Source organism: Streptomyces sp. NPDC050287 (assembly GCF_044459385.1).
Taxonomy (GTDB): Bacteria; Actinomycetota; Actinomycetes; order Streptomycetales; family Streptomycetaceae; genus Streptomyces.
In genome coordinates, this window is sequence record NZ_JBITIY010000003.1 from 795,489 (window position 1) to 809,336 (window position 13,848).

Consider the following 13,848-nt stretch of genomic DNA (forward strand, 5'->3'; position numbering starts at 1 on the left):
TCACTTGTACATCGTCTGGTTCATGGTTCCGGGGGCGTACGCGTCCGGGTCGACCCAGACGTTGATCAGCGAGGGCTTGCCCGACTCGCGGGCCCGGCGCAGCGCGGGGCCGATGTCGGCGGGGTCGCGGACCTCCTCGCCGTAACCGCCCAGCATCTGGGCGAACTTGTCGTAGTGGACGTCGCCGAGGGTGTTGCCGATCCGCTCGCGTTCCTGGCCGTACTTCTGGGCCTGGCCGTAGCGGATCTGGTTCATGGAGGAGTTGTTGCCGACGATGCCGACGAAGGGGAGGCCGTAGCGGACGAGGGTCTCGAAGTCCCAGCCGGTGAGGGAGAAGGCGCCGTCGCCGAAGAGGGCCACCACCTCCTTGTCGGGCCGTGCCTGCTTGGCCGCGAGCACGAAGGGGACGCCGACGCCGAGGGTGCCGAGCGGGCCCGGGTCCATCCAGTGCCCGGGGGACTTGGGCTGCACGACCTGCCCGGAGAAGGTGACGATGTCGCCGCCGTCACCGATGTAGACCGAGTCCTCGGTGAGGAAGTCGTTGATCTCGCTGACCAGGCGGTACGGGTGGATCGGTGAGGCGTCGGACTTCAGGCTGGGCAGCCGCTTCTCGATGGCGGTCTGCTCGGCGGCCCGCAGCTCGTCGAGCCACTCCTTGCGCCGGGACGCCCCGCCGTTGACGCGTCCCGAGGCGGCCTCCGCCACGGACTTGAGCACGAGCCCGGCGTCGCCGACGATCCCGAGGTCGATGTCGCGGTTCTTGCCGACCGTGCGGTAGTCGAGATCGATCTGCACGACGGTCGCGTCCGGGGAGAGTCGCTTGCCGTAGCCCATGCGGAAGTCGAAGGGCGTACCGACGATCACGATGACGTCGGCGTTGGAGAAGGCGTACCGGCGCGACAGCTGGAAGTGGTGCGGGTCGCCGGGCGGCAGCGTGCCGCGGCCCGCGCCGTTCATGTAGGCGGGGATGTTGAGGGTGCGGACGAGATCGATGGCCGCCTCGGTGCCCCGGGTCGTCCACACCTGGCTGCCCAGCAGGATGGCCGGCTTCTCCGCGTGCACCAGCAGGTCGGCGAGTTTCTCGATGGCCTCGGGGTCGCCGGCCGAGCGGGTGGAGGCGCGGTAGGCGCCGGCCTTCGGTACGCGCGCCTTGGCCACCGGGACCTTCGCGTCGAGGACGTCGCGCGGGATCTCCAGGAAGGAGGGGCCGGGCGAGCCGTGGTAGCACTCGCGGAACGCCATGGACACCATGTCCGCCGCGCGGGCCGTGTCCGGCACGGCCGCCGCGAACTTGGTGATCGGGGCCATCATGTCGACGTGCGGCAGGTCCTGCAGGGACCCCATCTTGTGCTGACTGAGCGCCCCCTGGCCGCCGATCAGCAGCATCGGGGACTCCGCGCGGAAGGCGTTGGCGACACCGGTGACGGCGTCGGTGGTGCCAGGACCCGCGGTGACGACCGCGCAACCGGGCTTGCCGGTGATGCGTGCGTAGCCGTCGGCGGCGTGGGCGGCGACCTGCTCGTGCCGGACGTCGACGACTTCTATGCCCTCGTCGACGCAGCCGTCGTAGATGTCGATGATGTGGCCGCCGCACAGGGTGTAGATGCGGTCGACCCCCTCGGCCTTCAGCGCCTTGGCAACGAGATGACCACCGGAAATGACGTCCTGGGTGTCGTCGGGCATGGCGAAGTCCTGTCCCTTCGTAGGGGGTTGGAAGGCTCTCGCGGTACATTGCATACAGTCGACGAATACTGTATGAAGCTTGTTATCCCGCATCCGGTGGGTGGTGTCCAGGGGGCGTGCGGCACTTTCGGTCATCGGAGTTCGGCCTCGCGATGACCTTCCAGACGGGAGCCGAGATGGACCTGTACGAACATCAGGCAAGGGAACTCTTCGAGGAACACGGCATCCTGGTACCGAGGGCCGAGGTCACCGACTCGCCCAAGAAAGCGCGCGAGATCGCCCGCGGGCTGGGCGGCCGGGTCGTGGTGAAAGCCCAGGTGAAGACCGGCGGCCGGGGCAAGGCGGGCGGCGTCCGACTCGCCGCCGACCCGGCCGCCGCCGAACTCACGGCACGGCAGATCCTCGGCATGGACATCAAGGGCCACAGGGTCGGCACGGTCATGCTCGCCCAACCCGTGGACATCGAGACCGAGTTCTACGTCTCCTATGTCCTCGACCGCGCCGCCGGCCGCTTCCTCGCCATCGCCTCCGCGGAGGGCGGCATGGAGATCGAGGAGGTCGCCGCCGGCCGTCCGGAGGCCGTCGCCCGTGTCCCCGTCGACCCGGCCGAGGGCGTCACCTCGGCGAAGGCCGCCGAGATCGCCGAGGCGGCCGGGCTGCCGCCGCAGACCGTCGACGTCCTCGTACGGCTGTGGGAGGTACTGGTCCGCGAGGACGCCGTCCTCGTCGAGGTCAACCCACTCGTGCGCACCCGGCAGGGACAGATCCTCGCCCTCGACGGCAAGGTCACGCTCGACGACAACGCCCGATTCCGGCAGGCACGTTGGGGCGACGGCGACCCCGCGCACGAGGATCCGCTGGAGGCCGCGGCCGCCGCGAAGGGCCTCAACTACGTCAAACTCGACGGCGAGGTCGGCATCATCGGAAACGGCGCCGGACTGGTCATGTCGACGCTCGACGTGGTCGCCGGATGCGGAGCCCGCCCCGCCAACTTCCTCGACATCGGCGGCGGGGCGTCGGCCCAGATCATGGCCGACGGGCTGTCGGTCATCCTCTCCGACCCGGCCGTGAAGTCCGTCCTCGTCAACGTCTTCGGCGGCATCACCGCCTGCGACGCGGTCGCCGACGGCATCGTGCGGGCCCTGGAAAGCGTGCAGTTGACCAAACCGCTCGTCGTACGCCTCGACGGCAACAACGCCGTACGAGGCCGCGCCATCCTCGAAGAACGCGCGCACCCGCTGGTCCAGCAGGCCACCACCATGGACGGCGCCGCCCGCCGTGCCGCCCAACTCGCCACCACAGCCTGAGAAGACGGGACGACATGGCCATCTACCTGACCAAAGAGAGCAAGGTCCTCGTCCAGGGCATGACCGGCGGCGAGGGCATGAAACACACCCGCCGCATGCTCGCGGCCGGCACGAACGTCGTCGGCGGAGTCAACCCGCGCAAGGCGGGCCGTACCGTCGACTTCGACGTCCCCCAGTGCCTGAACGGCCCGGGAGGTGTCCCCGGCGCCGTGCCGGTCTTCGGCTCGGTCGCCGACGGTATGCGGGCCACCGGCGCCGACGTCACCGTCGTCTTCGTGCCGCCCGCGTTCGCCAAGGCGGCCGTCATCGAGGCCGCCGACGCCGGTATCGGCCTCGCCGTCGTCATCACCGAGGGCATCCCGGTCCACGACTCCGTCGCCTTCACGGCGTACGCGAGGCAGAGAGGCACCCGGATCATCGGCCCCAACTGCCCGGGCCTGATCACCCCCGGCGAGTCCAACGCGGGCATCATCCCCGCGGACATCGCCGAACCGGGCCGCATCGGACTGGTGTCCAAGTCCGGCACGCTCACCTACCAACTCATGTACGAACTCCGCGACATCGGCTTTTCCACCTGTGTGGGAATCGGCGGCGACCCCGTCGTCGGCACCACCCACATCGACTGCCTCGCCGCCTTCCAGGACGACCCCGACACCGAGATCATCGTCCTCATCGGGGAGATCGGCGGCGACGCGGAGGAGCGGGCGGCCGCATACATCCGCGAGCACGTCACCAAGCCCGTCGTCGGCTACATCGCCGGCTTCACCGCCCCCGAGGGCAAGACGATGGGGCACGCGGGCGCGATCGTGTCCGGCTCGGCCGGCACCGCGCAGGCCAAGAAGGAGGCGCTGGAGGCGGTCGGCGTCCAGGTCGGCGGCACGCCCACCGAGACGGCCCGCCTGGTGCTGGCCCGGCTGGGTGCGTGACCTCACTCATAGGTGACATGCGGTAACTTTCCGGAGCGGCGATCCTTCGCCGGCGTCCACCCCAGCCAGGTAACCACCGCCCCCGACTGTGCACCGAGAGCGGAGAACCCCGTATGGCAACCACCCTCATCTCCACGCCCACCCTCACCCTCAAATCAGGCACATCCTGGACCGACGCCTGGCAGCGCTGTCTCGCTGTCGCGCCCGAGGCGTTCCGCGACGACCGTGTCCTCAACCTCTGGGGCGCCGCCTGGCGAGCCGACGGCAGGGCACTGCCCGCCACCAGCCCCGTCGACGGCGGCCCCGTCGCCGGCCCACCGCGTCTGGACCGGGACACCGCCCAGCAGGCCGTCCGCGCCTCGCTCGACCAGCACCGCGCCTGGCGCCACATCCCTCTCGACGAGCGCCGCGCCCGCGTCGCCGCCACCCTCGACGCCCTCACCGCCCACCGCGAACTGCTCGCGCTGCTGCTGGTGTGGGAGATCGGCAAGCCCTGGCGGCTCGCGCAGGCGGACGTCGACCGAGCCGTCGACGGGGTGCGCTGGTACGTCGACGGCATCGACCCCATGCTGGAGGGCCGGGCCCCGCTGGACGGTCCGGTGTCCAACATCGCCAGCTGGAACTACCCGATGAGCGTGCTCGTTCACGCAGTGCTGGTACAGGCACTGGCAGGCAACGCGGTCATCGCCAAGACCCCGACCGACGGCGGTGTCGCCTGTCTGACCCTGGCCTGCGCGCTCGCCGCCCGCGAGGGGGTCCCCGTCACCCTGGTCAGCGGCAGCGGCGGCGAGCTGTCCCATGCGCTGGTGCGGGCGCCCGAGATCGGCTGCGTCTCCTTCGTCGGCGGCCGCGACACCGGCGCCGCGGTGGCCACGGCCGTCGCCGACCTCGGCAAGCGGCATGTACTCGAACAGGAAGGACTCAACACCTGGGGCATCTGGAACCACACGGACTGGGACGCGCTCACCGCGGTCGTGCCCAAGCTCTTCGACTACGGCAAGCAGCGGTGCACGGCGTACCCGCGCTTCGTCGTCCAACGGCACCTGTTCGACGAGTTCCTCGCCGCGTACCTTCCGGCGGTCCGCACCCTGCGCGTCGGCCACCCGCTCGCCGTCGAGAAGCGCGACGACCCGTATCCGGAGCTGGACTTCGGACCGTTGATCAACGCGACCAAGGCCAAGGAACTGTGTGACCAGGTCGCCGAGGCCGTCGAGCGCGGCGCCGTCCCGCTGCACCGGGGCAAGCCGGCCGACGCCCGTTTCCTGCCCGGCCAGGACACCTCGGCGTACGTCCAGCCGGTCACGCTCCTGAACCCGCCGCCGTCCTCCCCGCTGCACCACGCGGAACCCTTCGGCCCGGTCGACACCATCGTCCTGGTCGACACGGAGGCGGAGCTGCTGGCCGCGATGAACGCGTCCAACGGCGCGCTGGTGGCCACGCTGTCCACGGACGACCGGGCGACCTTCGACCGGCTAGCCCCGCAGATCCGCGCGTTCAAGGTCGGCCACGGCAAGCCGCGCTCGCGGGGCGACCGCGACGAACTGTTCGGCGGATTCGGGGCGTCCTGGCGGGGCGCGTTCGTCGGCGGTGAGCTGCTGGTGCGTGCCGTGACGCGGGGCCCGGCACAGGAGCGGCTGCCCGGGAACTTCCCGGACTACCACCTCATGCCCTGACCGGCGGCCGGGCGATCCCCTCACCCCCTCGGCATCACCCGGCGAACCGTGGGCCGCACCGACGCGCCGGCCGCGCGCGTCACGGAATGACCGCGTAGATCCGGCGTCGAAGGCGGGCCCCAGTGAATCGGTCGGCGGGACCGGCACCGCGGTCCCGCCGACCGTCACCCTCAGGAAGGGGTGGACCTGCGCGTCGTCCGCCGGGACGGCGGCCGCGACGAAGGCCGAGCCGCGGTTCGCCCCGTATTCAACCGGCATCATTCGGTTATTCATCCTGTCGCTGATGCGGCTCAACGAGGCCCTGGAGGGCCGCCCCCTGATCGAGCGCGCCGCCTTCCAGATGCTCGTCGACTTCTCCCGCGAGCAGCAGCGCAAGGTACGGGCCGCGGCGGCCGACTTCACGGACGGCGCCGGCGCCCACCCGTGACCGGCCGGCCCGAGGCGTCGGCCCGGTCGCGCGCAGGCGCTGCCGCCGGCACGGAAACGCAGGTGAAAGGCACTCCGAAAGCTTGGTATTGTTGTCCATGTCGCCGCGGGGAACACCCCCGTCCAGGCGACGGACACCTCGTCCGGGTGGCGGAATGGCAGACGCGCTAGCTTGAGGTGCTAGTGCCCTTTAACGGGCGTGGGGGTTCAAGTCCCCCCTCGGACACTGACCGTATCCCCAACTTGTGCGGGTCGAGCTGAGCCTCGGCCCGCACAAGCTGTTTTGTGGGGTCGTAGGTGAGGTGGAGGCCCAGGTTCTGGTAGACGTCGGCCTTGTCTTCTGGTTCGGCGTCGGCGAGCACGTCGCGGATGTTGCCGAGTGATGTGATCATCGCGTGGATGTCCTCCTTGCTGAGGTGGTGCTCGCTGGTGGGCCTGCGGGTCTGGGCGAGGGCCTGGGCACGGCGGGCCTGGGCCTCGGCGGTCCACTGGGCGATGAGTTCCGGGTCGGTGGCCGCTTCCAGGGCTTCGCGGTAGCGGGCGATCTTGGCGTCGCATTCGGCGATCACGTGCAGGGCGTCCTCGGCCTCCGGCGCGGGGGTGGGGTCTGGCTGGGCCGCGTGCATGCGAGTGATGGTGTCGTGGAGCCGGTGCGGGGCGAAGGCTCGTGCAAGCCAGGTATCGAGCGAGGGGATCAGGTCCCGCTCCGCGAGGTAGACGTTGCGCGGGTGGGAGACCTTGTTGGCGAGCGCGTATTCGTTGGGGAAGCGGCAGCGGTAGTACAGGACGTCGCGGCTGCGCTGGCCCTGCATGCGTCGCCCGCAGATCCCGCGGTGCAGCAGCCCGCGCAGGACGTACGGGTGGCTGGTGCGTTGCCGCTCGCGCGTCGTGTGACCGGCGCCCTTGGCTGCCAGCAGGGCCTGGGCATGCTCGAAGGTCTCGGTGTCGATCAGCGGCTTGTGGGCGGTGTCGGTGGACCAGATCCAGGCGTCGGGCTGATTCCAGCGCAGCCGGGTCTCGTGTCCGACCGCAGAACGGCGCCGAAGCGAATGTCGGCGCGGCCGACTGCTCGACCGCCACGTCCTGCTCGACCGCTCGCCACAGCCGTCACCAAGCAGCTCCAGGCGTACCGGGACGCCCATGACACCAGGTCGCGGATCGATGTGACCCTGCGCGTCCAGGGCCTGGTGCACCGTTTGCAGGTGGAGCGCACGTACACCAACGGCCTGGTCGCCGGCGACAGGAGCTACCGCCCGCAGGTCACCGGCAGCCGCGGGCGGGTCGACGCGTCCCGCCGTGAGCTTCGGGACGAGCCGGTCGTGGCGGGGGCGATGAGCCGCTTGAACCGGCTGGCCTCGATCCGTGCGTCCGTGGATTCGGGCTCTGCCGACCGGAAGGAGACCTACGCGTACTACATGGGCGTCATCAGCGCGCTCAACGCCGCGGACCCCACCGAGGACAAGGCCGCGCGCGGCGACCGGCAGTTGCGGGACGACCTTGCCGCTCTGGAGGCCCTCGCCGAGGCGAAGGAGGCCGGCAGTCAGGAAGGCAGCCTGCTCAGCGGCGTTCTCGCCGCGGGCTCGTTCCGGGGAACGAGCTACCTGGACTTCGTGGAGGCGCGGGCGACCCGTATCTCCGCCATGGACCGCTTCTTCAGGCTCGCCACTCCCGCCCAGCGCGATGCCGTCATGAAGATGTTCTCCTCGCCGGTGACCAAGCGCCTCGACATCGCCGAGAACGCGGCCCTCAAGGCTGCCGACGGGTCGAAGATCGACGCCGACCCCACGGGGTTCACCAGCAACATGAACCGCGCCGACCGCACCGTGTACGACGCACAGCGCAGGGTCGACGCCGACGCCCAGGCCCGCGCCAAAGCCCTCAGCGACGATGCCGCCGCCGCCCTGACCGGCTACCTCGCCTTCGGCCTGCTGACGATCGCCGCCCTCATCGTGGCCGCTGTACTCGCCGGCCGCTCCATCACCAGGCCCCTCGACGCACTCGCCCGTGAGGCCGACGACGTCGCCCGGCGCCGCCTGCCCGAGACCATGGCCCGTATCCAGTCCGGCGAACTCGTCCAGCCCGAAGGCGGCGGACGGCCACCCAGTAGCGCACAGGAGATCTCCCGAGTCGTCGCCGCCCTGCACAACGTCGAGCGCACCGCCGCCGGCCTGGCCGCCGAGCAGGCCGTGCTGCGCCGCAATACCGCCGAGTCCCTGGCGAGCCTCGGCCGCCGCAACCAGGGGCTCGTCCGCCGTCAGCTGGGCCTCATCACAGCCCTCGAACAGCAGGAACTCGACCCCGAGGCGCTCGCCGAGCTCTTCGAACTCGACCACCTCGCGACCCGTATGCGCCGCAACGCGGAGAGCCTCCTCGTCCCCGTCGACGAACGCAGCCCTCAGATCAGCAGCGTGACCGCCACCAGCCTCGAACTGGTGCAGTCCGCCCTCGGCGAGGTCGAGCAGTACCGACGGGTCGCCATCGCCGAGGTCGAGCCCCGCCGGATCAGCGGCCGGGCCGTCGCCGAGCTCTCCCACTTGCTGGCCGAGCTCGTCGAGAACGCCCTCACCTTCTCCCCGCCGGAGCAGTCCGTGGACGTCCACGGCTGGGCGGACGGCAACGACTACCGCATCGCCGTCGTCGACCACGGTGTCGGCATGTCCCCCGAGGACTTCGCCCGCGCCAACGCCCGCATCGCGGGGAGGGAGGCGTTCCTCGTCGCGCCCACCCGCTACCTCGGCCACTACGTCGTCGGCCGTCTCGCCACCCGCCTCGGCGTCGAGGTCCTGCTCTCCGAGACGCCCGGCGGGGGGCGTGTCCTCGCTCGTCACCCTGCCCGCCAAGATCCTCGCCCCCGACGAAGCCCCGCCGCCCGACCGACGGGCGCACGTCTCCTCCATGCTCAACGGCTTCCGGGCGGGCGTCGCGCGCGCCGAAGCCAGATAGGATCCCGAACCCCGTGACCTCCGCGCACCAGAACTTCGCCTGGCTCATCTCCGACTTCGCCCGCACCGCCGACGGCGTCACCCACGCGGTCGCCGTCTCCTCCGACGGCCTCCTCATCGCGGCCTCCGACGGACTCAGCCGTGATCTCGCCGACCACCCGTCCGCCGTGGTGTCCGGCATCGTGTCCCTCACGCAGAACGCCGCCGACACATACGGCTTCCGCGGGATGAAGCTCGTCATGATCGAAATGCTGGACGGGTTCATGATGGTCAACCACATGCGTGACGGCTCCTGCCTCGGCGTCCTCGCCGAGGAGGGCTGCGACATCGGCCTCGTCGGCTACGAGATGGCCGTCCTCGCCGACCGCGCCGGCGCACTCATGACCCCGCAACTCATCGGCCGACCCCAACCGTCTCCGTTCGTGCGCTGAACAGGACACACAACGTCGGGGGGGGGGGGGGGGGGCGGGGCGGCCCCCCCCCCCCCCGGGGGGGGGGTTGTTGGGGGGGGGGGGGGGGGGGGGGGGGGGGGGGGGGGGGGGGGGGGGGGGGGGGGGGGCCGCGACCACGGTCCCTGCCCGCCCGACGTTGTGTGTCCTTGGTTCACGGCTTCCGGATCAGAGGCGCTTCTGTGCGGGCCGCGATGTACTCGGCGGTCACACCCGGCCCGCACTCCACCAGCGCAAGGCCCCCGGCTGTGACGTCGAGGACGCCGAGGTCGGTGATGACGCGGTGGACGCACCGTTCGCCGGTGAGCGGAAGGGCGCACTCCTTGACGATCTTCGGGCTGCCGTCCTTGGCGGTGTGTTCCATCAGGACGACGACCCGCCGGGCGCCGTGGATCAGGTCCATCGCGCCGCCCATGCCCTTGATCATCTTGCCGGGGATCATCCAGTTGGCCAGGTCGCCAGCGGCGGAGACCTGCATGGCGCCGAGCACGGCGATGTCGATGTGGCCGCCGCGGATCATGCCGAAGGACAGGGCCGAGTCGAAGAAGGAGGCTCCCGGCAGCACGGTGACGGTCTCCTTGCCCGCGTTGATCAGATCGGGGTCGACCTCGTCCTCGGCCGGGTACGGGCCCGTGCCCAGGATGCCGTTCTCGGAGTGCAGGACCACATGGACGTCCGGGGGGAGGTGACCGGGGATGAGGGTGGGCAGGCCTATGCCGAGGTTGACGTAGGAGCCGTCGGTGAGTTCGGCGGCGGCGCGGGCGGCCATCTGATCGCGGGTCCAGCCCGGTTTCGTACCAAGGGTGGTGCTCATGCGCGGACGGTCCCTCGTGTCGAAGACGTGGACATGGAAAGGCGTTCGATGTGCTTGTCGGCGGCCTGGGCCGGAGTGAGGGCCACGATCCGCTGGACGAAGATGCCCGGCAGGTGGATCTCGTCCGGGCTCAGCGCTCCCGGCACGACGAGTTCCTCCACTTCGGCGACGGTGATGCGGCCGGCCATCGCAGCCAGTGGGTTGAAGTTGGCGGCGGATTTACGGAAGACCAGGTTTCCGTGGCGGTCGCCGCGCCAGGCCCGTACGAGGGCGAAGTCGGTGGTGATGCCGTGCTCCAGGACGTAACGGCGGTCGGCGAAGTCGCGCGTCTCCTTGGGCGGTGAGGCCACGGCTACGCGGCCGTCGGCCGCGTAGCGCCACGGCAGTCCGCCGCGCGCCACCTGGGTGCCTACGCCGGCCGGGGTGTAGAAGGCAGGGATGCCCGCCCCTCCGGCGCGCAGCCGCTCGGCCAGCGTGCCCTGCGGCACCAGCTCCACCTCCAGCTCGCCCGACAGGTACTGACGGGCGAACTCCTTGTTCTCGCCCACGTAACTGCCCGTGACACGGGTGATCCTGCCGTCGGCCAGCAGGACGCCCAATCCGTGCCCGTCCACGCCGCAGTTGTTCGACACGACCGTCAGACCCGTGGCGCCCTGGGCGTGGAGGGCCTGGATGAGCACGTCGGGGATGCCGCTGAGGCCGAAGCCGCCGACGGCCAGGGACGCGCCTTGGGGTATGTCGGCGACCGCCTCCGCGGCGCTCGCCCAGACCTTGTCCATGAGAAGAGGGCCTTTCTGTTCCGCGGGGTCAGCTGTCCGTGCGCAGGGCGTCGGAGATGGACTTCGCGCCGCCGTGCGCGGTGAGGCCGCCGTCGACCGGGATCTCGGCCCCGGTGATGAAGGACGCCTCGTCGGAGAGGAGGAAGGTGACGAGCGGGGTGATCTCGCCGACGGTTCCGGTGCGGCCGAGCGGTGTCCCGCGGACGTTCGCCTCGCGGAACGCGGGCGCCGCGGAGGCGGTCATGTCCGTCTCGATGAAGCCCGGGTGGATGATGTTCACGCGGATGCCACGGGGACCCAGTTCCATGGCGGCGGTCCTCGACAGGCCGCGCAGCGCCCACTTGCTCGCGGTGTACGCGACGGGATAGTGGGCGGTCAGCGCCGCCGACGAACCGACGTTCACGATCGACGATCCCCGGCGCATCAACGGCACCAGGTGCTGGATGCCCAGAAGCGGCCCGGTGACGTTGACCGCGTGGACCCGGGCCATGTCCTCGGGCCGTACCTCGTCGATCCGGGCGCGCCAGGTGACGCCCGCGTTGTTGACCAGGCCGTGCACCTGCCCGTACGACTCCCGCAGTTCGTCGGCGAGTTGGGCCCAGTCCTCCTCGCTGCTGACGTCGAGGCGGCGGCAGCCGGGTGCCTCAGTGACGTCGGTGGCGATCACCCGGGCGCCCTCGCGGGTCAGTGCCTCGGCCTCCGCGGCGCCCTGACCGCGGGCCGCGCCGGTGACGACCACGACCTTGCCGAGAAGACGCTTGGGGTTCACGTCGGTCACGGCCGCTCCCGGCTGCGGCGGCGGGCGGTCGGAACCGGGACGGGAGCGGCGCCTGCGACCACGGTGTTGGAGACCGTGCCGATGCCCTCGACGGTGAGCGTGACCGTGTCGCCGGGCTTCAGCGGCGGCGGGTCCTGCCTGCCTCGTACGCCCCACAGTTCGGCGAGGCAGCCGCCGTTGCCGCAGGTCCCGGAACCGAGGACGTCGCCGGGGCGGACGACCGTACCTCGCGAGGCGTAGGCGACCAGCTCCTCGAAGGTCCAGCTCATGTTGGACAGCAGGTCCTTGCCCACGACCTCCCCGTTGATCTCCGCCGTCAGCGCCAGACGCAGGAAGCCGTCCGCGTCCCGGTACTTCTCCAGCTCGTCGGCGGTGACCAGGCAGGGACCCAGCGTGGTGGCGGTGTCCTTGCCCTTGCAGGGGCCGAGGCCGACCCTCATCTCGGCGGACTGCAGATCGCGGGCCGTCCAGTCGTTGAAGACGGTGTAGCCGACGATGTGGTCGCGGGCCTGCTCGGGGGTGAGGTCGCGGCCCTCCTTGCCGATCACGGCGGCGACCTCCAGCTCGAAGTCGAGGACGCTCGATCCCGGGGGCACGGGGATGTCGTCGTGCGGGCCGTACACCGCGTAGGGGTTGGTGAAGTAGAACGTCGGCGCCGCGTACCACCGCTCCGGTACCCCCGCGGCCCCGTCCACGGACCGCCGTACGCCCTCGACGTGCTCCTCGAAGGTGACGAAGTCCCGCACGGTGGGCGGCTGGAGCGGCGGCAGCAGCCGCACCTCGGAGACATGGGGACCGGCCGGGGCGTCGAGCGTCCTGGTGCCCGTCTCGAGCAGTTGCGGCAGGCCGCCCCCCTCGGTGAGCAGTCCGGTCAGGGAGTGGATACCGGGCAGGGGGCGGAGCGTGCCGTCCTCGTCGACGACGGCCACATGGTGTTGGTCGCGGTGTTCGTACGTGGCGAAGCGCATGGGAGGGTCCTGTCGGCATGGGCGATGGCGTGGGGCGGGAGGGCACGGGGAGCCCGGGGCACGGCGGGCAGTCGGGGCTGACAGGGGATCGCCGCGCCCCGGTGACTTGGGGACCTTGCCGGTCGGACGGTCAGAAGTCGCCGGACGGTCGGACGCCGGACGGTCAGACCGGCGGGGCGACGAACACGCCGCGGTCGACGTCGTTGAACGACTCCTTGACGATGAGTTCGTTCATCGGGTTCGCGGTGCCCCACTGGTCGGTGACCTCGGGCTCCGAGAAGTCGTAGACGTGGGGGTGCCAGGTGTCCTCGTCCAGCTCCTCCAGCTCGGTGGTGTACTCGACGGTGTTGCCGTGCGGGTCGAGGAAGTACGTGAAGGTGTTGTCGCCCGCCATGTGCCGGCCCGGGCCCCAGAGCTTGCGGAACCCAGCCCGCATCACGCGGCCGGAGCCGCGCATGTACTCGTCCAGGCCGCGCATCTCGAAGGAGACGTGGTGCAGCGAGGTGTGCGGGCCCTTGGCGATGGCCATCGAGTGGTGCTGGTTGCTGATCCGCATGAAGTGCATGACCTCGCCCATGTGCGGCGAGCCCAGTGTGTCGGAGAGACGGAAGCCGAGGTGGCGCTCGTACCACTCACGGGTCCTGTTCAGGTCCGGGGAGTTGAGCACCACGTGCGACAGGCGGACCGGGATCGACTCCTTCTCCTCGACGCGGCGGTGCTGCCGCGCCTCCACGTCGGCGGAGACCTCGATGGTGCGGCCGTCGACGTCGAAGAAGCGGAAGCCGTAACCGCCGCCCGGGGTGTCGAGCTTGCCCGGCTGGGACACCAACTGCACGCCCTGGGAGAGGAGTTGCCCGGCCAGGGTGTCCACGTCGGCCGGGCTGCCCGCCCCGTACGAGACCAGGTCGAGGCGCTTCTCGTCGGCCTCGCGCAGCCGTACGACGTACTGCTCGGGGCTGCCCTCGGCGGCGAGGAAGGAGATCCCGGATTCCTCGGCGACCTTGGTCAGGCCCCAGACGCCGGCGTAGAAGTCGAGCTGCTTGTCGTAGTCGGGCACGGCGAGGTCGACGTGCCGGAGATGGGTGAGCAGGCGGTTGCTCATG

The 13,848-nt window shown here is 70.8% G+C and carries 13 protein-coding genes and 1 tRNA gene; 8 read left to right on the forward strand and 6 right to left on the reverse strand.

Features of this window, described 5'->3' with window-relative positions; all coding sequences use genetic code 11:
- Complete coding sequence (locus ACIBK3_RS13940) at positions 1-1,683, reverse strand: thiamine pyrophosphate-binding protein (protein ID WP_399365177.1); 1,683 nt, start codon at positions 1,681-1,683, stop codon at positions 1-3.
- Between the two features lie 176 nt (positions 1,684-1,859).
- On the opposite strand from ACIBK3_RS13940, the gene sucC reads away from it, so the two are divergent.
- From sucC to ACIBK3_RS13980, 8 genes are all read left to right on the forward strand, one after another.
- Positions 1,860-2,990, forward strand: coding sequence for an ADP-forming succinate--CoA ligase subunit beta (gene sucC / locus ACIBK3_RS13945; RefSeq protein ID WP_399365588.1), 1,131 nt, complete (start codon positions 1,860-1,862; stop codon positions 2,988-2,990).
- Between the two features lie 14 nt (positions 2,991-3,004).
- The gene (sucD, locus tag ACIBK3_RS13950) at positions 3,005-3,916 is read left to right on the forward strand and encodes a succinate--CoA ligase subunit alpha (protein ID WP_399365179.1); all 912 of its coding nucleotides are present in this window, start codon (positions 3,005-3,007) and stop codon (positions 3,914-3,916) included.
- Positions 3,917-4,029: 113 nt separating this feature from the next.
- On the forward strand, positions 4,030-5,589 hold the full coding sequence (locus ACIBK3_RS13955) for an aldehyde dehydrogenase family protein (protein WP_399365181.1): 1,560 nt from the start codon (positions 4,030-4,032) through the stop codon (positions 5,587-5,589).
- Positions 5,590-5,872: 283 nt separating this feature from the next.
- Complete coding sequence (locus ACIBK3_RS13960; RefSeq protein WP_399365183.1) at positions 5,873-6,016, forward strand: hypothetical protein; 144 nt, start codon at positions 5,873-5,875, stop codon at positions 6,014-6,016.
- A 140-nt stretch (positions 6,017-6,156) separates the two neighbouring features.
- Positions 6,157-6,241 (forward strand) — tRNA-Leu (locus ACIBK3_RS13965).
- Between the two features lie 19 nt (positions 6,242-6,260).
- Positions 6,261-6,398 (forward strand): hypothetical protein, encoded by a 138-nt coding sequence (locus ACIBK3_RS13970; protein ID WP_399365185.1) that lies wholly within the window; start codon positions 6,261-6,263, stop codon positions 6,396-6,398.
- A 666-nt stretch (positions 6,399-7,064) separates the two neighbouring features.
- Positions 7,065-8,975 (forward strand): nitrate- and nitrite sensing domain-containing protein, encoded by a 1,911-nt coding sequence (locus ACIBK3_RS13975; RefSeq protein WP_399365590.1) that lies wholly within the window; start codon positions 7,065-7,067, stop codon positions 8,973-8,975.
- Entirely contained in the window at positions 8,972-9,388 is a 417-nt protein-coding gene (locus ACIBK3_RS13980) for a roadblock/LC7 domain-containing protein (protein WP_399365187.1), read from the forward strand. The genes ACIBK3_RS13975 and ACIBK3_RS13980 overlap by 4 nt, the downstream gene beginning before the upstream one ends.
- Before the next feature lie 172 nt (positions 9,389-9,560).
- Here the strand turns inward: ACIBK3_RS13980 and ACIBK3_RS13985 are convergent, their stop codons facing one another.
- The 5 genes from ACIBK3_RS13985 to ACIBK3_RS14005 form a co-directional block, all read right to left on the reverse strand.
- Positions 9,561-10,220: a CoA transferase subunit B gene (locus ACIBK3_RS13985; RefSeq protein ID WP_399365189.1), complete on the reverse strand. Its 660-nt coding sequence runs from the start codon at positions 10,218-10,220 to the stop codon at positions 9,561-9,563.
- Positions 10,217-10,999 (reverse strand): CoA transferase subunit A, encoded by a 783-nt coding sequence (locus ACIBK3_RS13990; RefSeq protein ID WP_399365191.1) that lies wholly within the window; start codon positions 10,997-10,999, stop codon positions 10,217-10,219. The genes ACIBK3_RS13985 and ACIBK3_RS13990 overlap by 4 nt, the downstream gene beginning before the upstream one ends.
- Before the next feature lie 28 nt (positions 11,000-11,027).
- Positions 11,028-11,777 carry an SDR family NAD(P)-dependent oxidoreductase gene (locus ACIBK3_RS13995; protein ID WP_399365193.1) on the reverse strand — a complete coding sequence of 250 codons (750 nt, stop codon included), beginning with the start codon at positions 11,775-11,777 and terminating at the stop codon, positions 11,028-11,030.
- A complete protein-coding gene (locus tag ACIBK3_RS14000) occupies positions 11,774-12,745 on the reverse strand; it encodes a fumarylacetoacetate hydrolase family protein (RefSeq protein ID WP_399365195.1) in 972 nt (323 codons plus the stop codon). Before ACIBK3_RS14000 ends, ACIBK3_RS13995 begins: the two co-directional genes overlap by 4 nt.
- A 163-nt stretch (positions 12,746-12,908) precedes the next feature.
- Entirely contained in the window at positions 12,909-13,847 is a 939-nt protein-coding gene (locus tag ACIBK3_RS14005) for a VOC family protein (protein ID WP_399365197.1), read from the reverse strand.
- Position 13,848 lies beyond the last annotated feature (1 nt).